This is a genomic window from Modestobacter sp. SYSU DS0511, assembly GCF_054050755.1.
Genome location: NZ_JBJGZY010000024.1, coordinates 1 through 22,448 on the forward strand (window position 1 = coordinate 1; position 22,448 = coordinate 22,448).

General features: G+C 74.5%; 18 protein-coding genes. 9 read left to right on the top strand and 9 right to left on the bottom strand.

Features of this window, described 5'->3' with window-relative positions:
* The first annotated feature begins 115 nt into the window (after positions 1-115).
* From ACI783_RS13010 to ACI783_RS13025, 4 genes are all read left to right on the top strand, one after another.
* Positions 116-598: a DUF4367 domain-containing protein gene (locus ACI783_RS13010; RefSeq protein WP_457140825.1), complete on the top strand. Its 483-nt coding sequence runs from the start codon at positions 116-118 to the stop codon at positions 596-598.
* Between the two features lie 38 nt (positions 599-636).
* Positions 637-1,563, top strand: coding sequence for an ABC transporter ATP-binding protein (locus tag ACI783_RS13015; protein ID WP_457140826.1), 927 nt, complete (start codon positions 637-639; stop codon positions 1,561-1,563).
* On the top strand, positions 1,560-2,393 hold the full coding sequence (locus tag ACI783_RS13020) for an ABC transporter permease (protein WP_457140827.1): 834 nt from the start codon (positions 1,560-1,562) through the stop codon (positions 2,391-2,393). The genes ACI783_RS13015 and ACI783_RS13020 overlap by 4 nt, the downstream gene beginning before the upstream one ends.
* A 150-nt stretch (positions 2,394-2,543) precedes the next feature.
* Positions 2,544-5,144: a bifunctional FO biosynthesis protein CofGH gene (locus ACI783_RS13025; protein WP_457140828.1), complete on the top strand. Its 2,601-nt coding sequence runs from the start codon at positions 2,544-2,546 to the stop codon at positions 5,142-5,144.
* Positions 5,145-5,194: 50 nt separating this feature from the next.
* On the opposite strand, the gene ACI783_RS13030 is transcribed toward ACI783_RS13025, so the two are convergent.
* Positions 5,195-6,037, bottom strand: coding sequence for an SRPBCC family protein (locus tag ACI783_RS13030; RefSeq protein ID WP_457140829.1), 843 nt, complete (start codon positions 6,035-6,037; stop codon positions 5,195-5,197).
* Positions 6,038-6,201: 164 nt separating this feature from the next.
* Between ACI783_RS13030 and ACI783_RS13035 the strand changes: the two genes are divergently transcribed.
* Positions 6,202-7,881 carry a DUF885 domain-containing protein gene (locus tag ACI783_RS13035; RefSeq protein WP_457140830.1) on the top strand — a complete coding sequence of 560 codons (1,680 nt, stop codon included), beginning with the start codon at positions 6,202-6,204 and terminating at the stop codon, positions 7,879-7,881.
* A gap of 49 nt (positions 7,882-7,930) precedes the next feature.
* Here the strand turns inward: ACI783_RS13035 and ACI783_RS13040 are convergent, their stop codons facing one another.
* On the bottom strand, positions 7,931-8,146 hold the full coding sequence (locus tag ACI783_RS13040; protein ID WP_457140831.1) for a hypothetical protein: 216 nt from the start codon (positions 8,144-8,146) through the stop codon (positions 7,931-7,933).
* A gap of 402 nt (positions 8,147-8,548) precedes the next feature.
* On the opposite strand from ACI783_RS13040, the gene ACI783_RS13045 reads away from it, so the two are divergent.
* Together ACI783_RS13045 and ACI783_RS13050 are read left to right on the top strand one after the other, a co-directional pair.
* Positions 8,549-8,881 carry a WhiB family transcriptional regulator gene (locus tag ACI783_RS13045; RefSeq protein ID WP_457085013.1) on the top strand — a complete coding sequence of 111 codons (333 nt, stop codon included), beginning with the start codon at positions 8,549-8,551 and terminating at the stop codon, positions 8,879-8,881.
* A gap of 98 nt (positions 8,882-8,979) precedes the next feature.
* Complete coding sequence (locus ACI783_RS13050) at positions 8,980-9,993, top strand: NADPH:quinone reductase (RefSeq protein WP_457140832.1); 1,014 nt, start codon at positions 8,980-8,982, stop codon at positions 9,991-9,993.
* A 114-nt stretch (positions 9,994-10,107) separates the two neighbouring features.
* Here ACI783_RS13050 and ACI783_RS13055 read toward each other — a convergent pair whose 3' ends face one another.
* The 4 genes from ACI783_RS13055 to ACI783_RS13070 all read right to left on the bottom strand — a co-directional run bounded on the left by ACI783_RS13055 (position 10,108) and on the right by ACI783_RS13070 (position 16,016).
* Positions 10,108-12,336 (bottom strand): LamG-like jellyroll fold domain-containing protein, encoded by a 2,229-nt coding sequence (locus tag ACI783_RS13055; protein ID WP_457140833.1) that lies wholly within the window; start codon positions 12,334-12,336, stop codon positions 10,108-10,110.
* 266 nt (positions 12,337-12,602) lie between these two features.
* Positions 12,603-13,763: an acyl-CoA dehydrogenase family protein gene (locus tag ACI783_RS13060; RefSeq protein ID WP_457140834.1), complete on the bottom strand. Its 1,161-nt coding sequence runs from the start codon at positions 13,761-13,763 to the stop codon at positions 12,603-12,605.
* A complete protein-coding gene (locus ACI783_RS13065) occupies positions 13,760-15,754 on the bottom strand; it encodes an acetyl/propionyl/methylcrotonyl-CoA carboxylase subunit alpha (RefSeq protein WP_457140835.1) in 1,995 nt (664 codons plus the stop codon). The genes ACI783_RS13060 and ACI783_RS13065 overlap by 4 nt, the downstream gene beginning before the upstream one ends.
* A gap of 76 nt (positions 15,755-15,830) precedes the next feature.
* The gene (locus ACI783_RS13070) at positions 15,831-16,016 is read right to left on the bottom strand and encodes a hypothetical protein (RefSeq protein ID WP_457140836.1); all 186 of its coding nucleotides are present in this window, start codon (positions 16,014-16,016) and stop codon (positions 15,831-15,833) included.
* A 98-nt stretch (positions 16,017-16,114) separates the two neighbouring features.
* Here ACI783_RS13070 and ACI783_RS13075 point away from each other — a divergent pair, with 98 nt between their 5' ends.
* Complete coding sequence (locus ACI783_RS13075; protein WP_457140837.1) at positions 16,115-16,645, top strand: ferritin; 531 nt, start codon at positions 16,115-16,117, stop codon at positions 16,643-16,645.
* A gap of 52 nt (positions 16,646-16,697) precedes the next feature.
* Here the strand turns inward: ACI783_RS13075 and ACI783_RS13080 are convergent, their stop codons facing one another.
* Positions 16,698-18,302 (bottom strand): carboxyl transferase domain-containing protein, encoded by a 1,605-nt coding sequence (locus tag ACI783_RS13080; RefSeq protein WP_457140838.1) that lies wholly within the window; start codon positions 18,300-18,302, stop codon positions 16,698-16,700.
* A 56-nt stretch (positions 18,303-18,358) separates the two neighbouring features.
* Here ACI783_RS13080 and ACI783_RS13085 point away from each other — a divergent pair, with 56 nt between their 5' ends.
* On the top strand, positions 18,359-18,997 hold the full coding sequence (locus ACI783_RS13085; protein ID WP_457140839.1) for an SACE_7040 family transcriptional regulator: 639 nt from the start codon (positions 18,359-18,361) through the stop codon (positions 18,995-18,997).
* Here ACI783_RS13085 and ACI783_RS13090 read toward each other — a convergent pair.
* Together ACI783_RS13090 and ACI783_RS13095 are read right to left on the bottom strand one after the other, a co-directional pair.
* The gene (locus ACI783_RS13090) at positions 18,965-21,073 is read right to left on the bottom strand and encodes a hypothetical protein (protein ID WP_457140840.1); all 2,109 of its coding nucleotides are present in this window, start codon (positions 21,071-21,073) and stop codon (positions 18,965-18,967) included. The genes ACI783_RS13085 and ACI783_RS13090 overlap by 33 nt on opposite strands.
* A gap of 93 nt (positions 21,074-21,166) precedes the next feature.
* On the bottom strand, positions 21,167-22,390 hold the full coding sequence (locus ACI783_RS13095; protein WP_457140841.1) for a hypothetical protein: 1,224 nt from the start codon (positions 22,388-22,390) through the stop codon (positions 21,167-21,169).
* Positions 22,391-22,448: the final 58 nt, after the last annotated feature.

Consider the following 22,448-nt stretch of genomic DNA (forward strand, 5'->3'; position numbering starts at 1 on the left):
AAGCGCCCAGGCCCGGGGGGGTGAGACCGTGTTCGCCGCCGAGCGGCGGTTAACCTGGGCGGGTTTCGACGAGCTGGCGGCCGGGTTGGCCGGCCGGGGGTTGGAGGGTTTGCGTGTGTTCCGGGGGGGGTACTGGGGGGCGGCGCCCGCCGCCGGTGAGCAGCTGCCGCCGGTGCCCGCCGGGCTCGACGGCAGCACGTTCCGGCTGACCGCCGGCCCGGGTGTCGCCGCGATCTGGTCGGAGGCCCGCGGGCTGCCGGCCCTGGCGGTCGGCCGGGTGAACGCACCGACGGCGGAGTCCAGCGGCGTCCCCTTCGACGTGGCCCGGGACTACCTGCTGTCGCTGCCGGGGCTGCCGGACTCCCTCGCCGACCAGCTGCGCACCTTCACCGCCGACGGCACGACCCTCCCGCTGCCGGTGCCGGCCGAGCTCGCGACGACCTCCACCACCGAGGTCGACGGCGCCGAGGCGACCGTGCTGGCCTCCCGCGACGGCCTGCTGCACGGTGTCGTCTGGGTCGCCGACGGCATCGTCACCGGCGTGGCCGGGACGATCAGCGAGGACGAGGTGCTCGACGTCGCCCGGGGGCTGCGCTGACCGCGCCCGGGGCCGGCTCCGCCACCGCCGAGGCGGTGGTGGCCGGCCTGCCGCCCTCGGCGGCGGTCTGGTGCTCGGGGCTGCGCAAGCGCTACGCCAAGCGCACCGCGGTCGACGGGGTCTCCTTCACCGTCGGCCGCGGCGAGGTGGTCGGCCTGCTCGGCCCCAACGGCGCCGGCAAGACCAGCGTGATCAAGATGCTGCTGGGCCTGGTCCGGCCCGACGCCGGCGAGGTCCTCCTGCTCGGCCGCCCGGGCAGCGACCCGCAGGCCCGGGCCGCGGTCGGCTACCTGCCCGAGCTCTTCCGCTACCAGCCGTGGCTGACGCCCACCGAGGTGCTCGCGCTGCACGTGCGGCTGGCCGGGGCCCGGGTGCCCGACGCCGAGCGCCGCGAGTGCCTGGCGCTGGTCGGCCTGGCCGACCGGGCCGGGGACCGGGTGGGCGGGTTCTCCAAGGGCATGCAGCAGCGGCTGGGGCTGGCGGTCGCGCTGGTGGCCCGCCCGGAGCTGGTGGTGCTCGACGAGCCCACCAGCGCGCTGGACCCGGTCGGCCGGGTGGACGTCCGGGACCTGGTGCTGGACCTCAAGTCACGCGGGGTGGCGGTGCTGCTGAACTCGCACCTGATCGGGGAGGTCGAGCGGGTCTGCGACCGGGTGGTGGTGCTCAACCACGGCCGCGTCGCCGCCGCCGGCACGCTGGCCGAGCTGCTCGGCCAGCGGGAGCTGCGGCTGCACCTGGACGGCCTCACCCCCGCCGTCGAGGCGCGGCTCGCGTCGCTGGGGCGGGTGACCCGCGAGGGCGAGTGGCTGACCGTCACGCTGCCCGCCGACGACGACGGGACGGCGGTGCCCGACCTGGTCGCCGACCTGGTGGCCCTGCGGGCGCGGGTGCACGCGGTGGAGCCGGTGCGGATCAGCCTGGAGGAACGGCTGCTGGGCATCCTGCGCGAGGAGGACCGGCCGTGATCGTGCTGACCCTGGCCGGGCTGACGCTGCGCGAGGCGTCGCGGCGCAAGGTGCTGCGCGCGCTGGCGCTGCTCACCGCGGCCCTGCTGCTGCTCAGCGGCTGGGGCTTCTCCCGGCTGGACGCCGAGCTCGGCACGCTCACCAGCGGCGAGGCGCGGCTGGTCTCCTCCCAGTTGCTCAACCTGGTGATGTTCGGGTTCAGCCTGATCGGCGCCCTCGGCACGGCGTTCCTCGCCGGACCGTCGCTGGCCGGGGAGGTCGAGTCCGGCACCGCTCTGGCCATGCTGGCCCGCCCGGTCCGGCGCTGGCAGGTGCTGCTGGGCAAGTGGCTGGGCCTGGTCGCCTTCGGCGCCGGCTTCGTCGTGGTCGCCGGGCTCGCGCAGTTCCTCGTCGTCCAGCTGACCGTCGGCTACTGGCCCCCGCAGCCGGTCGTCGGCCTGCTGCTGCTCGCCCTGCAGACGACCGTGCTGCTGACCCTGGTGCTGCTGCTGGCCACCGCGATCTCCCCGATGGCCTCGGGCATCGTCGCGGTCGGCCTGTTCGGCTCCACCTGGGTGGCCGGCGTCGTCGGCGGGGTGGGTGAGGCGATCGGCAACGACGGCGTCGCCCGGGTCGGCAGCGTCTCGCGGATGCTGCTGCCCACCGACGGGCTGTGGCGGGGCGCGATGTACGCCTTCCAGGACCCGACGGCGCTGCGCGTCTTCGGCGAGGTCGGCTTCCCGTTCCTCGGCCAGGCGCCGCTGACCGCCACCTACCTGGGCTGGGTGGCCGTGTGGGTGCTGCTGGTGGGCGGGCTCGCGGTGCTGTCCTTCCGCCGCCGCGACGTGTAGGGCAGGCTCGGGGCGACGCTGGTGCGGGTTGACCCGGTCCAGCTGACGTTGAGCCATGCCGTGACGCGGCTCGACGTCAGGTCGCGCGGGTTGACCCGCGCGGGGACACCGACACGCGGGCGTCACCGGGCGGGGTTAGCGTCGTCGCCGATGAGCACCGCCCTGCCCGCGCCGTCCGAGTCCGCCGTCCGCCGTGCGCTGACCCGCGCCGAGCGCGGCGTGACCCTGGACGCCACCGAGGCCGAGACCCTGCTGCACGCCCGCGGGCTGGGCGAGGGTGAGCCCCTCGACCGGCTGCTGACCGCCGCCGGCCGGGTGCGCGACGCCGGGCTGGCCTCGGCCGGCCGCCCCGGGTTGGTCACGTACAGCCGCAAGGTGTTCATCCCGCTCACCCACCTGTGCCGCGACCGCTGCCACTACTGCACGTTCGTCACCACCCCCGGGCAGCTGCGCGCCGAGGGCAAGGCGCCGTTCCTCTCCCCCGACGAGGTGCTGGAGATCGCCCGCCAGGGCGCCGCGCTGGGCTGCAAGGAGGCGCTGTTCACCCTCGGCGACCGGCCGGAGGACCGCTGGCCGGTGGCCGCGGAGTGGCTGGAGGCGCACGGCTTCGACTCGACGCTGGGCTACCTGCGGGCGATGGCGATCCGGGTGCTGGAGGAGACCGGGCTGCTCCCCCACCTCAACCCCGGCGTGCTGAGCTGGGAGGAGATCCAGCGGCTCAAGCCGGTGTCGGCGTCGATGGGCATGATGCTGGAGACGACAGCCACCCGGCTGTGGTCGGAGAAGGGCGGCCCGCACTTCGGCTCACCGGACAAGGAGCCCGCCGTCCGGCTGCGGGTGCTGGAGGACGCCGGCCGCTCGGCCGTCCCGTTCACCACCGGCGTGCTGCTGGGCATCGGCGAGGACTACGCCGAGCGGGTCGACGCGATCGCCGCGATCCGGGCGTCGGCGCGCCGGCACCAGCACGTGCAGGAGGTGATCGTGCAGAACTTCCGGGCCAAGCCGCGCACCGCGATGGCCGCGCACGACGACCTCGGCCTGCAGGAGTACGTCGCCGCGGTCGCCCTCACCCGGCTGCTGCTGGGGCCGGCGGCGCGGGTGCAGGCGCCGCCGAACCTGTCCGACTCCACCGAGCTGGGCCTCCTGCTGCGCGCCGGGGTCGACGACTGGGGTGGGGTCTCCCCGCTGACCCCCGACCACGTCAACCCCGAGCGGCCGTGGCCGAACATCGACAAGCTCGCCGAACTGACCGCCGACGCCGGGTTCACGCTGCGCGAGCGGCTGGCCGCCCAGCCCGGGTACGTGCGGCAGCCGGAGCCGTGGCTGGACCCGCGGGTGCGCCCGCACGTCGCCGCGCTCGCCGGCCCCGACGGCCTGGCCGTCGAGGGGCGCATCCCGGCCGGGCTGCCGTGGCAGGAGCCGGACGAGGCGTGGACCGCCTCCGGCCGGGTCGACCTGCACGTGGAGGTCGACACCGTGGGCCGCACCGGCGACCGGCGCAGCGACTTCGACGCCGTCTACGGCGACTGGGCCGAGCTGCGGGAGGCCACGACGTCGGCCCGCGACGGGCACTCGACCGCGCTGGCCGCCGGCGACCCGGAGGTCCGGGCCGCGCTGCGGCACGCCGAGGCCGACCCGGCAGGGCTGTCGGACGCCGAGTACCTGGCGCTGCTGGGCGCCGACGGGGCCGACCTCGAGGCGCTGGCCGCGCTGGCCGACGCCGTCCGCCGCGACGTCAACGGCGACGACGTCACCTACGTGGTGAACCGGAACATCAACTTCACCAACGTCTGCTACACCGGCTGCCGGTTCTGCGCGTTCGCCCAGCGGCGCACCGACGCCGACGCGTTCACCCTGTCGATGCAGCAGGTCGGGGACCGGGTCGACGAGGCCTGGGCCGGCGGGGCGACCGAGATCTGCATGCAGGGCGGCATCCACCCGGACCTGCCCGGCACCGCCTACTTCGACCTGGCGCGGGAGGTGAAGGCCCGCCGGCCCGGCATCCACCTGCACGCCTTCTCGCCGATGGAGGTGGTCAACGGCGCCGCCCGCACCGGGCTGTCGTTCCGCGACTTCCTCACCGCGGCGAAGGAGGCGGGCGTGGACTCCCTGCCGGGCACGGCGGCGGAGATCCTCGACGACGACGTCCGCTGGGTGCTGACCAAGGGCAAGCTGCCGGCCGCGACCTGGCTGGAGATCGTGCGGACGGCGCACCAGGTGGGCCTGCCGACGACGTCGACGATGATGTACGGCCACGTCGACACCCCCGCCCACTGGGTGGCGCACCTGCGCACGCTCAGCCGCCTGCAGGACGAGACCGGTGGCTTCCGGGAGTTCGTGCTGCTGCCGTTCGTGCACCACAACGCGCCGATCTACCTGGCCGGCGTGGCTCGCCCGGGGCCGACGAACCGGGAGAACCGGGCGGTGCACGCGGTCGCCCGGTTGCTGCTGCACGGCCGGATCGACAACATCCAGACCTCGTGGGTGAAGCTCGGCGACGTCGGCACCCAGGCGATGCTGAACGGGGGCGCCAACGACCTCGGTGGCACGCTGATGGAGGAGACGATCAGCCGGATGGCCGGCTCGGGCAACGGGTCGCTGAAGACGATCGCCGAGCTCGAGGCGATGGCCGCCGCGATCGGCCGGCCCGCCCGTCAGCGGACCACCGAATACGGCACGCCGTCAGCCGAGCGGCTCGCCACCGCCCGCTCCGACGCCGGCCGCGCGGCGCTCACCCTCAAGCTCGTCTGAGGCCCGTGCCCGTCCTCCCGCACCGGTGGGTGCGGGAGGACGGGGTGGGGTCAGGTGCGGCTGCCGCCGCCGATCATCGGGTCGTCACCGGTGTCCCGGCCGGCCTCGGTGGCCCCGCCGCCCGGGGTGGTGCGGTTGTCCGGGTCGGACTCCTCGGTGACCACGTCGGCCCGCACCTCACCCGCCGGCGGCTGGTCGACGACGGTGACCGGCTGCTCGGTCACCGGGGGCGCCGGGGTCACCGGCGGAGCAGCCGGCACCTCCTGCGGCTGCTCGCTCTCCGAGCCGCTCCTCGACCCCGCCACGGCCGCCCCGGCGGCGGCCACCCCGGCCACCGCGGCCGCGCCGGCGGCGACACCCTTCGCCGACAGCCCGGCCTTGCCGCTGTCCCCGCGGGAGAGGGCGGCGTCCTCGACGCCAGGGGTGCCGACGTCCATGCCGTGGCGGATCTCGCCGCGCCACGCACCGCTCGCGTAGCCCTCGTCCTCGATCAGGTCCTTGAACTTCTTCAGGTCCGACTTCGCCTGCCGGCCCACGATGCCGAGCTTGTCCCCGGCCTGCTCGACCAGGCCCTCGGGCTCGTACTCCAGGGTCAGGTGCACGATCGTCGACGCGGGCCCGGCAGGCTCGAACCGGACGGCGCCGGCGTTGGTCGCACCGCCGGTGGCGGCCCAGGCGATCTTCTGGTCCGGGACCTGCTCGACGATCGCGGCGTCCCACTCCCGCTTCACCCCGGCGATCTCGGCCACCCAGTGCAGCCGCTGGTCACCGCGCTGCTGCACCTTCTTCACCCCGCTCATGAAGTGCGGGAAGTCCTCGAACTGGGTCCACTGGTCGTACGCGGTCCGTACCGGCACGTCGACCTGGATCGACTCCTCGACCTTGGTGCTCATCGTCGGTTCCTCCCTCGTCGCAGACACTGACTGCCCTCCGCACTACCCCCTCGCACCGCTGATGCACGTCTGGTCAACCGCAACAGCGGGGCGCCCTGTTCGGGTCCCGGCGCACGCCGCCGACCGGTCCCGGGCGAGGCACCCCCGGGGTTAGCGTGGCGGGTGTGACCGAGCTGCAGCGTCCGCCGTCCGACCTCGACCAGCTCGCCGACCGGTTCGTCGACGCCTACGCCGCCGACCAGCCGACCCGGGCGACCTACATGGGCGTCGCCGGCCACGACGACCGCTGGCCCGACCTGACGCCCGACGGTCGAGCGGCCACCGCGGAGCTGCTGCGCCGCACGCTGGCCGAGGTCGAACGGGCACGGTCCGCCGACCGCCGCGACGACGTCGCCCGCAGCGCGATGGTCGAGCGGATCGGCGCCGAGCTGGCCCTGCACGAGGCGGGCTGGAGCCAGGCCGCGCTGAACACGATCGACAGCCCGCTGCAGGACTTCCGCAAGACCTTCGACCTCATGCCCACCGGGACCGAGGACGACTGGGCGACGATCGCCCGCCGGCTCGCCGCCCTCCCCGACGCGCTGGCGGGCTACACCGCCGGCCTCACCGACGCGGCGGGCCGGGGCCGGGTCTCCGCCGCCCGTCAGGTCCGGCTGGCCGCCGGCATCGCCCGCCGCTGGGCGGGGGCGGCCGGGCAGCCGGGCTTCTTCTCCCAGCTCGCCGGCCGGGCCCCTGTCGACGGCGCGCTGCGCGCCGACCTGGACCGGGCGACCCAGCGCATCAACGCCGCCCTGGTGGCCTTCGCCGACACCACCGAGCGCGACCTCCTGCCGCACGCCCCGCAGGCGGACGGCGTCGGCCGGGAGCGGTACGCGCTGGAGTCCCGGCTGTTCACCGGCATGGACCTCGACCTCGAGGAGACCTACGCCTGGGGCTGGGAGGAGCTGGCCCGGGTCGTCGCGGAGAAGGCTGCGGTCGCCGAGGAGATCGCGCCGGGGCAGGGCATCCCCGGCGCGATGGCCGCCCTGGACGCCGACCCGGCCCGGCAGGTCCGCGGCCGCGACGCGCTGCAGGCCTGGCTGCAGGAGACCGCCGACCGGGCGATGGCCGCGCTCGACGGCGTGCACTTCGACATCCCCGGCCCGGTGAAGCGGATCGAGGGGCGGCTCACGCCCACCTCCGGCGAGGGCGTCTACTACACCGGCCCCACGGAGGACTTCTCCCGGCCGGGCCGGATGTGGTGGTCGCTGCCCGAGGGCGTCACCGGCATGACGACGTGGCGGGAGACGACGACCGTCTTCCACGAGGGGGTCCCCGGCCACCACCTGCAGATCGCGCAGAACGTCTACAACGCCGCGCTGCTGAACCGCTGGCAGCGGCTGATGGCCTGGTGCTCGGGGCACGGCGAGGGCTGGGCGCTCTACGCCGAGCGGCTGATGGGCGAGCTGGGCTTCCTCGACGACCCGGGCGACCGGCTGGGCATGCTCGACGCCCAGGAGCTGCGCGCGGCGCGGGTGGTGCTCGACATCGGCGTCCACCTGGACCTGCCGATCCCGGCCGGCCGCGCCGCCGGCGACCGCTGGACCTACGACGTCGCGCTGGCGTTCCTCCGCACGCACGTGGCCTTCGCCGACGCGATGCGCGTCGACGAACTGCACCGGTACCTGGGCTGGCCCGGCCAGGCGCCGTCCTACAAGGTCGGTGAGCGGGTGTGGCTGGTCTGCCGCGAGCAGGCCCGGGCGCGCGCCGGGGCCGACTTCGACCTCAAGGCCTGGCACCGGGCCGCGCTCGACCTCGGCCCGCTCGGTCTGGGCCCGCTCGCCGCGGAGCTCGCCCGGATGTGACCGCCGCCGAGTGACAGCTCAGCGGGGATCAGCACTGCTCTTCTCCCGCTCAGCTGTCACTCGGCACAGATCGGTCGCGGTGCGCCCGCCACCGGCGCCACTCCCACGCCCCCAGGAGCCCCCAGGCGGCGGCCAGCGCGACGTACAGCCACCCGGACAGCGCCTCCCCGCTGACCAGGCGCCCCACCCCCAGGGCGGCCCAGATCGGCGCGAGGAACGCGGGGAGCACCCAGCCGCGCTCCCTGGGCTCCGCCTGCCACCTCATCCCGGGAACGTACCGGCGCCCGGGTGCCGGCAGAGCGCGCCGGTTCGCTTGATGATCGGCACTGCCGAGGATGAGCGACGGACGGCACACCACCGCGGGACTGGACGAACTGCCACCGGAACGTCCATCCCGGCCACTGCCGATCTGGACGAAGCTCCCCACCCCCGTGGGCAAGACCTGCTGTGGACCCCGGCGTGTCGGACGGTTCGTCGCGCACGACTGCGGCGCCCGTGACGAGTGGTGCGGATGGGACCGGCCGTCACGCGGACGACATTTGACCGGTTGTGAAGGACAGCCGTGTAATTCATGGCGTTGTCACAGGTCGTGACAAACCGGCAACCGCGAGTACGGGTGGCGGAGCGAGACGCAGGGGGACGAATCGTGATGGCTGAGGTTTCCTGGATGAGCGAGTACCGGAGCGCGGCGGCAGCGGCGGCGCCGGTCGACTGGGCCGGACAGGACGTGCTGGGCCTGGCCACCGTCCACCAGGGCGGCTTCCCCGGTTTCGACGGCGAGGAGCAGGGCTGGCAGGAGAACGCCCTGTGCGCCGAGACCGACCCCGAGGCCTTCTTCCCGGAGAAGGGCGGCTCCACCCGCGAGGCCAAGAAGATCTGCACCGGCTGCGAGGTCCGCGCCGAGTGCCTGGAGTACGCGCTCGCCAACGACGAGCGCTTCGGCATCTGGGGCGGGCTCTCCGAGCGGGAGCGCCGCCGGCTGCGTCGCCGCGCCAGCTGACGCGAGGACCCCGTCCTCCGCGCCCCTCGCACGCTCGGGGCGACCCTCTGGACGGGGCCGACAGGCGTCACCACGTCGCGGCGGGGTAGAGGGCGCTCGTGCGAGCGATCACCTACACCCAGCCCGGCGGTCCCGACGTCCTGCAGCTCGTCGACCGCCCCACCCCTGAGCCCGGCCCCGGCGAGGTGCTGGTCCGCCTGGCCTTCTCCGGGGTGAACCCCACCGACTGGAAGTCCCGCAGCAGCGCACAGCCCGGCCCCGAGGGGCAGGTCCCGAACCAGGACGGCGCCGGCACGATCGAGGCCGTCGGCCAGGGCGTCGACCCGGTGCTGGTCGGCGAGCGCGTGTGGATCTGGGAAGCCGCCTGGCAGCGGCCGCACGGCACGGCGGCCGAGTACACCGTCGTCCCCGCGCGCCAGACCGTGCTCCTGGGCGCCGACCCCGCCTTCGAGCTCGGCGCGAGCCTGGGCATCCCCTTCCTCACCGCGCACCGCTGCCTCACCGTGGCCGAGTCGCTGCCCGACCGGCTGGCCCCCGGCTCGCTCAACGGTCGCACCGTCCTCGTGCAGGGCGGCGCCGGCGCCGTGGGCAACGCCGCGATCCAGCTCGCCCGCTGGGCCGAGGCCACCGTCATCGCCACGGTCAGCACCCCGCAGAAGGCGCAGCTGGCCGCCGCGGCCGGCGCCGACCACGTCGTCAACTACCGGCAGCAGGACGTCGTCGCCGAGGTGCGCAAGATCGTGCCGGCCGGCGTCGACGCGATCGTCGAGGTCTCCGCCGCGCAGAACGCCGCCACCGACGCCCAGGTGATCGGCATGCACGGGGCGATCGCGATGTACGCCGACGACGGCGGCGCCGAGGTGACCATCCCGGTGCGCGCCCAGATGGGGCCCAACGCCCGCTGGCAGTTCGTGCTCGTCTACACCGAGCCCACCCGCGCGAAGGACGTCGCCGTGGAGGACGTCAACGCCGCGGTGCTCGACGGCGCGGTCCGGGTCGGGGACGACGCCGGTCTGCCGCTGCACGTGTACCCGCTCGCCGAGACGGCGGCGGCGCACCAGGCGGTGCAGGACGGCGCCGTCGGCAAGGTGCTCATCGACGTCACCGCCTGAGGAAGGACCCCCTGCCCCCACCGCTCGCACGCTCGCGGCGGGACCCCGCAGGGGGCCAACCGGGATCGTCCGCTCCCCCGACACGGGTCGAGGGAGCGGACGACCCGACTCAGGTCAGCGCACGACGGTGAAGGGCACCGTCACCGGGTCGGCCGACCGGCCGCCCAGCGACTGCGTCGCGACCAGCTCGTAGGTGCCCGGCTGCAGCGTGCCCATGGCCGCCCGCCACGTGCCGTCCTTGCCGACGGTCACCGTGCGGGTGATGCCGGCCTGCACCGTCACCGTGGCGCCGGGGGTGCCGGTGCCGGTGGCGGTGACCGCGGGCTTCGCCGTTGCGTCGACCGCCGGCGAGGTGACCGTGAGGCCCTCGATGTCGGCCCGCGCGGTCAGCCACTCGTCCTGGCCGAGCGGGTGGTCGACCACCCGGGTCTCGCCGATGCAGCCGTTCCAGCCGTTGGTGGCCTGGTCGTCGACCCAGTCGGCGCCGAACAGCCACGGCATCGCGCCGTCCAGGCCGTGGCCCACGGTGTCCGAGGCGTTGCGCAGCACCGGGGCGCCGTCGACGTACATCGTGGTGGTGCGGGTTGCCGGGTCGTTCACCACGGCCACGTGCGCCCACGTGTCGACCATGATCTCGCCGGACCAGGCGGTGCGGTCACCCTTGGCCGTGTCGATGCCCACCTCGGTCCACTGGAACTCCTTGAGGTTGGACAGGCCCAGCGCCACCGGCGAGGCGGTCCAGTCCCAGCGGCTCCACGGCACGCCGATCTGCGAGCGGTTGCCCGAGCGCACGATCGCCTTCATCCACGCGTTGTCCGACTGCGTCCAGCTCGGGTCGATCTTGAGGAACGTCTCGATCGTGTACCCGTCGGCCAGGGCCGCGGTGTTCACCGGGGCGTCCGCCCGGGTGGTCAGGTAGCTGTACCGGTCGGTCACCTTGCTGGCGTTGGTGAAGCACACCGCTGCGCCGTCGGAGGAGTACGGATGGGCGTCCTGCGAGAAGTTGACGTCCCGCAGCTGCGCCGTCGGCGAGCCGGACTGGCTGATCGGCACGCGCATGAGGTTGTTGCGGTTGTTGCCCTCGACGTCCCGGATGACGCCGCCCTGGGCGACCACGCCGCGCAGCCCGTTCATCCGCCAGTGCGCCAGCGTCCCCTCGACCCGCGGGTAGTCCGCGGTCGAGCCCGGCAGCTCGGTGGTGACCGGGTCGGGGGCGACGAAGCCGTCGAGCAGGATGTCGCGCACCGCCAGGGTGAGCGAGGGCTCGTCGGCGGAGCCGGCGGTGAACCCGGGGTTGAACCCGGCGAACCGCTGCGAGAAGTCGATCTCGAGGGTGAACTGCTGGTTCGGGCCCTCGAGGAACGCCTGGTCGTAGGAGGTCAGCTTCTCCGCCGGCTTGGCGACCACCCACGGCGAACCGGTCTGCGCCGTGATGGTGTCGTTCGTGAGGTCGAACTCGAACAGACCCAGGTAGCCGTTCCCGCCCTCGTAGGCCATCTGGTAGTCCATCAGGATCTGGGTCACCGGGTGCCCGAAGTCGTTCTGCTTGACCAGCCGGGTCGCGCCGTGGAAGTGGCCGTTCAGCGTCATGAAGATCTGGTCGTTGCTCTTGATGAGCTGGTTCCACAGCCGCAGGCCGTGGTCGGTCTCCTGCGGGGAGACCCCGTCGTTCTGGACGGCGATGATGTCGTGCGAGGTGAGGATGACCGGCACGGTCGGGTGCGCGTCGATCACCTCGTTCGCCCACCGGAGCGTGGCGTCCGACGCGCGCCAGGACAGCGCGAGCACCATGAACTGCTGGCCCTCGGCCTCGAAGACGTGGTACTGGTTCATCCCCGTCGGGTCGCTGCCGCCGTAGGTCGACTGCTCGGCCGCCCGGTCAGGCCCGAACCAGCGCAGGAACGGCTCCTGTGCCAGGTCGTACTGGTCGTCGTAGTGGTTGCTCGAGCTGTTCCGGACATCGTGGTTGCCGGCCAGGATCGAGTACGGCAGGTCGGCGTCCTCCAGCGTCCGCATCGCGGCGTCCGCGGTGCGCCACTCGCCCTCCTGGTTGACCTGGTCCACGACGTCACCGAGGTGGGCGACGAACGGGATGTTCAGCTCGTCGGCGTGCTCGGCCAGCCAGCGGGTCTGGGCGGCGTAGGGGTTGTTGCCGTCGCCGTAGCGGTCCGGCCGCTCGAACTCGGACTCCGCGTAGCGCGAGTAGAACTGGGTGTCCGGCAGCACGGGGAGCATGAACCGGGAGGCCGGCTCGGTCGGCGCCGCCTGGGCCGGGGTGGCGGTGGCCAGGCCACCGGCCGTGGCGAGGGCGGCCACCGTGGTGACGACGCCGGCCCCGGCCACGGCCCGCAGGCGGGACCTCCGGGCGGGACGGTCCCCGCGGTGCGCGGGCCGTGATCTGAGCAGGTGCATGGAAGCTGACCTCCGACTGTCCTGGGATCGGTGGGGGGTCCCACCGCGCGGGAACGCTGTCGATCAGCTGTGGCCAGGGGGTGTCGACGCTGTGTACGGAAGCCCAGCCCAGCATGAAGCTGTAGTCGCTACACCCTCCAGTTCCGTTACCGGGGCGCCCTGAAGCGCGGCCGGGAGGAGCTCAGGAACTGCGCCGGTCAGCCGACGCCGAGCGAGCGGGCGATGAGCATCCGCTGCACCTCGCTGGTGCCCTCACCGATCTCCAGGACCTTCGCGTCCCGGTAGAACCGGCCGACCGGGAACTCGGTCATGAAGCCGTACCCGCCGTGCACCTGGGCGGCGTACCGGGCGTTCTCCATCGCCATCTCCGAGCTGTACAGCTTGGCGATCGACGCCTCCCGCTTGAACGGCTCCCCGCGCAGCATCTTCTCCGCCGCCCGGTAGTAGGCCAGCCGCGCGGTCGAGGCCCGCACCTCCATGTCGGCGATCATGAACTGGACCGCCTGGTTGCGGCCGATCGACTGCCCGAACGCCTCCCGCTCCGCGGCGTACTTCACCGACTCGTCGACGCACCCCTGCGCCAGCCCCACGGCCAGCGCGGAGATCGCGATCCGCCCCTCGTCCAGGATGGACAGGAACTGCGCGTACCCCCGGCCGCGCTCCCCCACCAGGTTCCCCGCCGGCACCCGGACGTCGTCGAAGGCCAGTTCCCGGGTGTCCGAGGCGTTCCAGCCGACCTTGGCGTAGCGCTTGCCGACGGTGAACCCCGGGGTGCCCGAGGGCACGACGATCGCGGAGATCTCCTTGCCGCCGTCGGCCTTCGTGCCGGTGACCGCGGTGACCGTGACCAGGTCGGTGAGGTCGGTGCCGGCGTTGGTGATGAACGCCTTCGAGCCGTTGACCACCCACTCGCCGCCGTCCAGCCGGGCGGTGGTCCGGGTGGCCCCGGCGTCCGATCCGCCGCCGGGCTCGGTGAGCCCGAAGGCGCCCAGCGCCTCCCCGGCACACAGCCGGGGCAGCCACTGCTGCCTCTGCTCCTCGGTGCCGAACCGGAAGATCGGCATCGCGCCCAGGGACACCCCGGCCTCCAGGGTGATCGCCACCGAGGAGTCGACCCGGGCCAACTCCTCCAGCGCCACGCAGAGGGTGAAGTAGTCGCCCCCCGACCCGCCGTACTCCTCGGGGAACGGCAGGCCGAACAGCCCCAGCTCGCCCATCTGCCGCACGATCGCGGTCGGGAACTCGTCGCGCTCGTAGAAGCCGCCGATCTGCGGGGCGATCACCTCCACGGCGAACTCGCGCACCAGCCGCCGCAGCGCCTCGGTCTCCTCGTCGAGCCGGTAGTCCAGCACGGTCACTCCCCCTCGCCGGGCGCCGGTGGGGTCACCACGGCCACCCGCTCGTCGAGCCGGACCGACTGGCCGGCCGTCACCGGGAGCTCGGTGACCACCCCCGCGACGGGGGCGGTCAGCACGTGCTCCATCTTCATCGCCTCGACGACGAGCAGCGGGGTGCCCGCTGCCACCTCGTCGCCGAGGGAAGCGCGCAGCACGGTCACCGTGCCGGGCATCGGGGCGGTCACCGCGCCGTCGACGGCGGTCGCCGTCACGGCGCCGGTCAGCCGCTCGTGCTCGCGCAGCGCCGCCACGTGCCCGTCGGCGGCGAGCCAGACCGTGCCGTCGGCGTGCGCCGCGGTCCACCGGGTGGTCACCCCGCCGAGCGTGACGAACAGCTGGTCGCCGTCCCGGACGGCGCCGGCCGGCTCCGGGTCGCCGTCGCCGATCCGCACCTGCGCCGACGACGCCCGGCCGCGCACCCGCACCTCGACCGGTTCCCCGCCCGGCGCCTGCAGCCGGCGCACCGTCCAGGCGGGCTCGCCCAGGCGCCAGCCGCCGGGGACGTCCCACGGGTCGACGACCGGGCCGGCCGGCTCGGCCTCCAGCAGCAGGGCGAGCGCCGCCGCGGCGTAGGCGGGCGGTGGCGGCGGGTCGGCCGAGGTGAGCTGCTCCCCCCGGCGCTCGATCAGCCCGGTGTCCAGCCGGCCGGCGACGACGTCGGGGTCGACGAGCAGGTGGCGGAGGAAGGTCGCGTTGGTGGGCACCCCGAGGACGGCGGTCTGCCTGAGTGCGCCGGCCAGCCGGGCGCGCGCGGTCTCCCGGTCGGGTGCCCAGGCGACCACCTTGGCCAGCATCGGGTCGTAGTCGGTGCCGACGACGGTGCCCACGGTGATCCCGCCGTCCACCCGGATGCCGCGGCCGGCGGGCTCTCCCAGCCCGACCACCGTGCCGGTCTGCGGCAGGAACCCGCGGGCCGGGTCCTCGGCGTAGAGCCGCGCCTCGATGGCGTGCCCGTCCAGCACCACGTCGTCCTGGCCCAAGGGCAGCGGCTCCCCGGCGGCGACCCGCAGCTGCAGCTCGACCAGGTCCAGGCCGGTGACGCACTCGGTGACCGGGTGCTCGACCTGCAGCCGGGTGTTCATCTCCAGGAAGAAGAACGCGCTCGGGTCGTCGGCGTCGACGATGAACTCCACCGTGCCGGCGCCGGTGTAGCCCACCGCACGGGCGGCGTCGACGGCGGCCGCGCCCATCGCGGCCCGGTCGGCGGCGTCCAGCAGCGGGGACGGCGCCTCCTCGACCACCTTCTGGTGCCGGCGCTGCAGGCTGCACTCCCGCTCCCCCAGGTGCACCACGGTCCCGTGCGCGTCGCCGAGGACCTGCACCTCGATGTGCCGGGACCGCGCCAGGTACCGCTCGACGAGCAGCGTGTCGTCGCCGAAGGAACCCCTCGCCTCGCGCCGGGCCGCGGCGATCTGCTCGGCCAGCTCGTCCGGGTGCCGCACCACCCGCATGCCCTTGCCGCCACCGCCGGCGCTGGGTTTGAGCAGCACCGGGAAGCCGACCTCCACCGCGGCGGCCGCGACCGCGTCGTCGTCCATGCCCGGTTCGGTGCGGCCGGGGACGACCGGGACCCCGGCGGCGGCGACGGTCCGCTTGGCGCGGATCTTGTCGCCCATCGCCTCGATCGCGGCGACCGGTGGGCCGATGAAGACCAGGCCGGCCCGCTCGCAGGCGCGGGCGAAGTCGGCGTTCTCGGAGAGGAACCCGTAGCCGGGGTGGACCGCCTGGGCGCCGGTGCGCCGGGCGGCGTCGAGCAGCCGCTCGACGGAGAGGTAGCTCTGCGCGGCCGGCGCCGGGCCGATCGCGACGGCGACGTCGGCGAGCCGGGTGTGCAGGGCGTCGGCGTCGGCCGCGCTGTGCACCGCGACCGAGCGGATGCCGAGTGCCCCCAGCGTGCGGATGACCCGGACCGCGATCTCCCCGCGGTTGGCGACCAGGACGGTCCCGAACACCGCTCACCCCTCGCTTTCCGCGCGGGGAGCGGGGTTCGCCGCGCCGCTCTCGGCGCGGAAAGCGGGCGAGGTCGGGTCAGGCCGACTTGCGGTCGCTCTTGGTGAGGACGGTGTCGGCCTTGCCGACCTTGACCAGCCGGCGCTTCTTGACCGTGTAGCCGGGCGGGAGGGTGCCCTCGGCGAGCGCGCGCAGTGGGCACCGGCCGCACCGGGGCTTGTCGACGCAGCACTTCTTCTTGGGCATCTTGACCGACTTCCCCACGCGGTGAGGTTAGCCATGCCTTGCCGGCCCGTCCACGGGTACGGCGTGTCGCCGACTACGGTGCGGAGGACGTCATTCCGCCAGACACGGGAGCCCCGATGGCCGCCGAGCCCTTCATCGACCTGCTCAACGCCCAGATCGGCCATGAGTTCGCCGCCCACCAGCAGTACGTGGCCTGCGCCATCTACTTCGACGAGCTGACCATGCCGCAGACCGCGCAGCTCTTCTTCGATCAGGCGGCCGAGGAGCGCAACCACGCGATGATGATGGTGCGCTACCTGCTCGACGCCGACGCGCGCGTGCAGATCCCCGGCATCGCCGCGCCGATCTGCGAGTTCGCCGACGTCGTCGCCCCGGTCGCGCTCGCCCTGGACCAGGAGAAGCGGGTCACCGAGCAGATCAACCAGCTCACCGCCGTCGCCCGGCAGCACAACGACTTCGCCTCCGACCAGTTCATGCAGTGGTTCATCAAGGAGCAGGTCGAGGAGGTCAGCAAGATGAGCGACCTGCTGGCCATCGTGAAGCGCTCCACGCACGACCTGGAGACGATCGAGGACTACGTGCTGCGCGAGGTCAAGCCGGAGTCGACCGACCCGACCGCGCCCGCCATCGCCGGCGCCGCCGACTGACGCGCCCCCGGTTCCGCCAGAATGGCCATCTCGGCGGAACCGGGGGAGGTCCTCACATCCGGAAGACGCCATAGCCGACCTCCTCCAGGGGGGCGTTCGTGCAGGCGGAGAGCGCGAGCCCGAGCACGGTGCGGGTCTGCGCGGGGTCGATCACGCCGTCGTCCCAGAGCCGGGCGGTGGCGTGGTACGGGTTGCCCTCCTCCTCGTACTGCGCCCGGATCGGCTCCTTGAACGACTCCTCGTCCGCGGCGCTCCAGGCGTCCCCGAGCCGGTCGCGGCGCACCTGGGCGAGCACGCTGGCGGCCTGCTCCCCGCCCATCACCGAGATCCGCGCGTTGGGCCAGGTGAACAGGAACCGGGGCGAGTAGGCGCGCCCGCACATCGAGTAGTTGCCGGCGCCGAACGAACCGCCGATGACGACGGTCAGCTTCGGCACCCGGGCGCAGGCGACGGCGGTGACCATCTTCGCCCCGTGCTTGGCGATCCCCCCGGCCTCGTAGTCCCGGCCGACCATGAACCCGCTGATGTTCTGCAGGAACAGCAGCGGGATCGACCGGCGGTCGCAGAGCTCGACGAAGTGGGCGCCCTTGAGCGCCGACTCGGCGAACAGGACGCCGTTGTTGGCCACGATCCCGACCGGGTGGCCGTGCAGCCGGGCGAAGCCGGTCACCAGCGTCGATCCGTAGAGCGGCTTGAACTCGGCGAACCGGCTGCCGTCGACCAGCCGGGCGATCACCTCACGCACGTCGTAGGGGGTGCGGACGTCGACCGGGACGACGTCGTAGAGCGACTCCGCCGGGTACCGGGGCTCCTCGACCGGCTCGACCGCCCACGGCCGCGGGCTGCGCGGCCCGAGGGTGCCGACGATCTGCCGGACGATCTGCAGCGCGTGCGCGTCGTCCTCGGCGAGGTGGTCGGTGACCCCGTTGACCCGGGAGTGCAGCTCGCCGCCGCCCAGCTCCTCGGCGCTGACCTCCTCCCCCGTCGCCGCCTTCACCAGCGGTGGGCCGCCGAGGAAGATCGTGCCCTGGCCGCGGACGATGACCGCCTCGTCGCTCATCGCCGGCACGTAGGCGCCACCGGCGGTGCAGGAGCCGAGGACGGCGGCGAGCTGCGGGATGCCGGCCTTCGAGAGGTTGGCCTGGTTGTAGAAGATCCGGCCGAAGTGCTCGCGGTCGGGGAAGACCTCGTCCTGCAGCGGCAGGAAGGCGCCACCGGAGTCGACCAGGTAGACGCAGGGCAGCCGGTTGTGCAGCGCCACCTCCTGGGCGCGCAGGTGCTTCTTCACCGTCATCGGGTGGTACGTGCCGCCCTTGACCGTGGCGTCGTTGGCGACGACGACGACCTCGCGGCCGGCCACCCGGCCGACCCCGGTGACGATGCCGGCGGCCGGGACCTCGCCGTCGTACAGGCCGTGCGCGGCCAGCGGCGACAGCTCCAGGAACGGGCGACCCCGGTCCAGCAGCGCGTCGACCCGGTCGCGCGGGAGCAGCTTGCCGCGGTCGAGGTGCCGGCGGCGGGCCTGCTCGCCGCCGCCGAGGGCGACCCGCGCGAGGTGCGCGGCCAGCTCGGCGACCAGGGCGCGGTGGCCGGCGGCGTTGCGCTCGGCCGCGGTCGGGTCCGCCGGCGGGGCGGTGGGGAGCACCGGTGCGTCCACGGGTGCGAGTGAACCACGCCACTCCGGCTGTTGTGAACAGTCGTTAACCTGTCGGCGTGACCGCCGACCGGGACAGCGCGCTGACCGCCGACGCCTCCCACCCGTCCCGCCGCGAGCAGATCCTGCGGGCCGCCGCGCAGCTGTTCGCCGAGCGCGGCGCGCGGGCGGTCGGCGTCGACGACGTGGGCGCTGCCGTCGGCGTCACCGGCCCGGCCATCTACCGGCACTTCGCCGGCAAGGACGCCATGCTCGCCGAGATGCTGCTGCGGATCAGCGAGCGGCTGCTGGCCGGGGGCGGCGAACGGGTCGCGGCGGCCGGGGACGACCCGCTCGACCAGCTGCGCGCGCTGATCGCCTTCCAGGTCGAGTTCGCCCTGGACAACCCCGCGCTGATCACCGTGCACGACCGCGACCTCGGCGTCCTCGGCGAACCGGACGCCCGGCGCGTGCGGCAGCTGCAGCGGCGCTACGTGGAGGTGTGGGTCGAGGTGCTGGGCCGGGTGCACCCGCAGGCGGGCACCGCGGCCTGCCGGGGGCGGGCGCACGCGCTGTTCGGGCTGGTCAACTCCACCCCGCACAGCGCCGGGCAGGTGCCCCGCCCGGCGATGGCCGAGCTGCTCGGCGCGATGGCCCTGGCCGCCGCGACCGCGCCGGCCCGAGGCTCACTCACCGGTGCTCGGCAGCGACAGCGCTGAGCTGGTCAGCACGTCCAGCGCCGCACTGGACCCGGCCTCGCCGGCCCACGCCGACTCGACGATCGTGACGCCGCTGCCCCGCTGACTGCTGGCGTACTGGGCACCCTGCAGCCGCGCCGGGGCGCCGGGGTAGCCGACCCCCTCCCGGAGCAGGTCGCTCACGTTGCCGCTGCCGTCGGTGTCGGCCAGCGCGCGGAGCGCCTGGGCCAGCGACGCCTCCGGCATGGTGACCTCGGCGACCGAGACGACCGCCGACCGGCCGCCGGCCTCCGCCGACCAGAGCGAACGCACCAGCGCGGTGCAGTCGTTCTCGGCGAAGAACGAGGCGACCGAGCCGTAGGCGTGGTCGGCGCAGCTGGTGTCGCGCCGGGTGACCTGCAGCGTGTACGTGACCCCGTCGATGAGCTCGGTGTCGCCGGGCTGGACGCCCTCGGCGCCGTCCACGGCCGGCGCCTCGGTGGTCGCACCGACCGGGTCGGCCGTGCGCTCGTCCCCGCCGGAGGTGAGCACGACGACGCCCAGCACCCCCGCCAGCAGCACCAGGACCAGGGCCGCCACCACGAGCGCCGTGCGCCCGCTGCGAGGCGCCCCGGCGGCGGCGGTCGCCCCGCTCCCGGGTGCGCTGCGGCGGGGCCGCAGCCCCGGGGGCAGCTCGCGGGGCGCGGCGACCGGCGGCGACCCGGACGGCGGGCTCCCGATGCTCCCCGGCCCGAACGGGTAGGCGGTCGTCGACCGGGACCCGGTGGACGGCGCCGGCTCGTAGGCCGGCTGGACCGCGGTGGCCGGACCGGACCCCCGGGGCGACGTCGCGGAATCGCCGAAGAGCCCGTCCAGCCCGCCGGTGTCGCCCCGGTCCGGTTGCACGGAGCTCTCCTCCGGGGCGTGAGCGCCCAGCCACGACACGGTGTCCCGCGCGGTGGACGACCGCAGTTCGACGGGCGCCACCGCCTCCTGGGTGGCATCCGCCCGCGCGGTCGCCGGGAGCGGCTCCCGGGATCCAGCGGACTCGGCGGCCGCGCGCTCGGGGTCCACGGCCGGCTCAGGGGCCGCGGGGTCGGGGGCCACCGCCGACTCAGCGGCCGCGCGCTCGGGGTCCACGGCCGACTCAGGGGCCGCGGGGTCGGGGGTCACCGCCGACTCAGCGGCCGCGCGCTCGGAGTCCACGCGCTCGGAGTGCACCGTCGACTCAGGGGCGCCGGCTCGGGCGGCGGGCTCGGTGTGGGCGGGAGCCGCCTGCTCCCCCGCCTGCTCCCCCGCCTGCTGGGCCGCCACGGCGGCCGCGGCCACCCGGGCGGCCGCGGCCGGGTCGACCAGGGGCCCGGCGGGCGTGACCCGGCCGATGCCGTTGCCGGTCGCCGGCGCGGCGGCGACCCGGCTGGGCGAGGCGTTGAGCGCGGCAGGCGTGAGCAGGTCGGGACGGCGCAGCACGTAGGGCGAGTAGGGGAAGCCCTCCCCGTTGAGCTCCTCGACCGACGGGGAGCGGCCGGCCACGCCCAGCGCCTCGATCGCCGCCCGTACGTCGGCGGTGGTCCAGAGGCGCGGGTTGTCGGTACCGGCGTGCCGGCTGGCCCGGGCCACGCCGAGCAGCAGCGAGCGGGCGTCCAGGACGGCGACCTGGTCGCCCTCGCCGAGGTCGCCGTCGGCGGGCACCAGCCCGGTGACGGCGCCGGTGAGCACGGTGAGCCGGGCGATCCGGCCGGGCTCCAGTCCGGCGCGCCGCAGGGTCACCGCGGCGTGCATGCCGGCGCGCATCAGCCCGTCCAGCGGGGTCGACCCGCCACCGCCGAGCTGCAGCACGCTGCCCGGCCCCTCGCCGTCCCCGATGGTCCAGGGACCCTCCGGGCCGGCGGTCACCACGCCGGTCTGCCGCTCGACCTCGACGACCCGGACGACGGCGAGGCCCTCGGGCACGAAGAGGACCGCGTCCGACTGCCGCCGCTGCAGCGGGGGCTCGACGATCGGCAGGGAGGCCATGACCGCCCCGCGCACGGCGCTGCCGGTGTCCCAGCTGGCGAGCTCGGCGAAGAACGCACGCTCGGCCGCCGACTCCAGGCGGCTCGGCGTGACGATCAGCACGGGGTCTCCACGGTCGGGCGACGGGCCGCCGCGGTCGGGCGACGACGGCACGGACCGACCCGACGTTACGTCATCGCGCCGCCCGTCCCGGGTTCACCGGACGGGCGCGCCGCCGGTTCCCGCCGCGACCGCGGCGTCCGGCGCACCGTCCCGGCCGGGTTCGACCGCGTCCCGCCAGCGGAGGAACGCCGACGTCCGGGCGACGCCGTCGACCGTGCCCCACAGCACGGCGAAGGCGAGCGCGACCAGCGGCAGCGCCGCCCAGTTCCAGGGCGGGACCTCCGCGACGACCGACTGCCCGAAGGCGGCCAGCGCGACCCCGGCGGTGACCGGGAAGGCGGCCAGCCACCCCGGCATCCGGGCCAGCACGGCCAGGTCGACCAGGAAGGCGCCGGCCAGCAGCATCACCGGCACCACCGAGGGCGGGAACCCGGTGGCGGTCAGCAGCAGCCAGGTGACAGCGCGGTAGGCCAGGTAGCCGCCGGCGATCGTCGTCGCCGTCCAGCGCAGCCCGACCGTCTTCCGGGCGACGACGAGCGCGAGCAGACCGGCGCAGACCAGCCACGCGGGGTGCACCCAGGAGGGCACCGGCAGCATGAACTGGGCGGCGTCCTGCCCCTGCGAGGCGGCGAAGTCCAGCAGTTGCGGCTCGGCGGTGGTCCGCCCGGCGCGGTAGTCGGCCAGCGACAGCACCCCGTACTCCTGGTGCTGGTTGGGGAACAGGACGTTCTCCACGAAGAACAGCCACAGTCCCAGCGAGACCAGGTCGCGCAGCCGGCCGGGTGCCGCGTGGAGCCACCAGCCGCGGATGGCGCCGGCCAGCATGATCGCGGTGCCGACGTAGAGCAAGGCGTGGCTGGGGCTCCAGCTGGTGATGTCCAGCCCGTTGATCCGGTGGTTGACCAGGTCGACCGGGATGGCCACCAGGAAGGTGGCGGTGCCTGCCTGCATGAGCCGGAGCGCCCGCTGGTCGACGCCGTGGCCGCTGTAGCTGTGGAAGACGACCAGCGCGACCACCACGACGGTGCCCAGGGTGTTGAGCAGGTGCGGCGGGGCCAGGTCGTCGCGGAGCCACTTGAAGTGCCAGGAGACGTCCCAGGAGGAGCCGAGCATCTTCAGCGTGAACGCGGCCAGCCAGGCGGTGTAGATCCACCGCAGCTCGAGCTGGCTGGTCGGCCGGCCGGGGCGGCCGGGGGTCATGTAGGCCGCCCAGAGCCAGCGCAGCAGCGCGACGGGATGGCGCAGGCCGGTGCGGAGCGAACCGGGAGCCGGGGGCACCGACGTGGACCGGGGTGCGACGGGCGTGGTCGGGGTCACTCGCAGCTCCGCTGGTTCGAGGCAGGAGCCTGCACAGTAGCGGCGCCGAAGCCGCAGG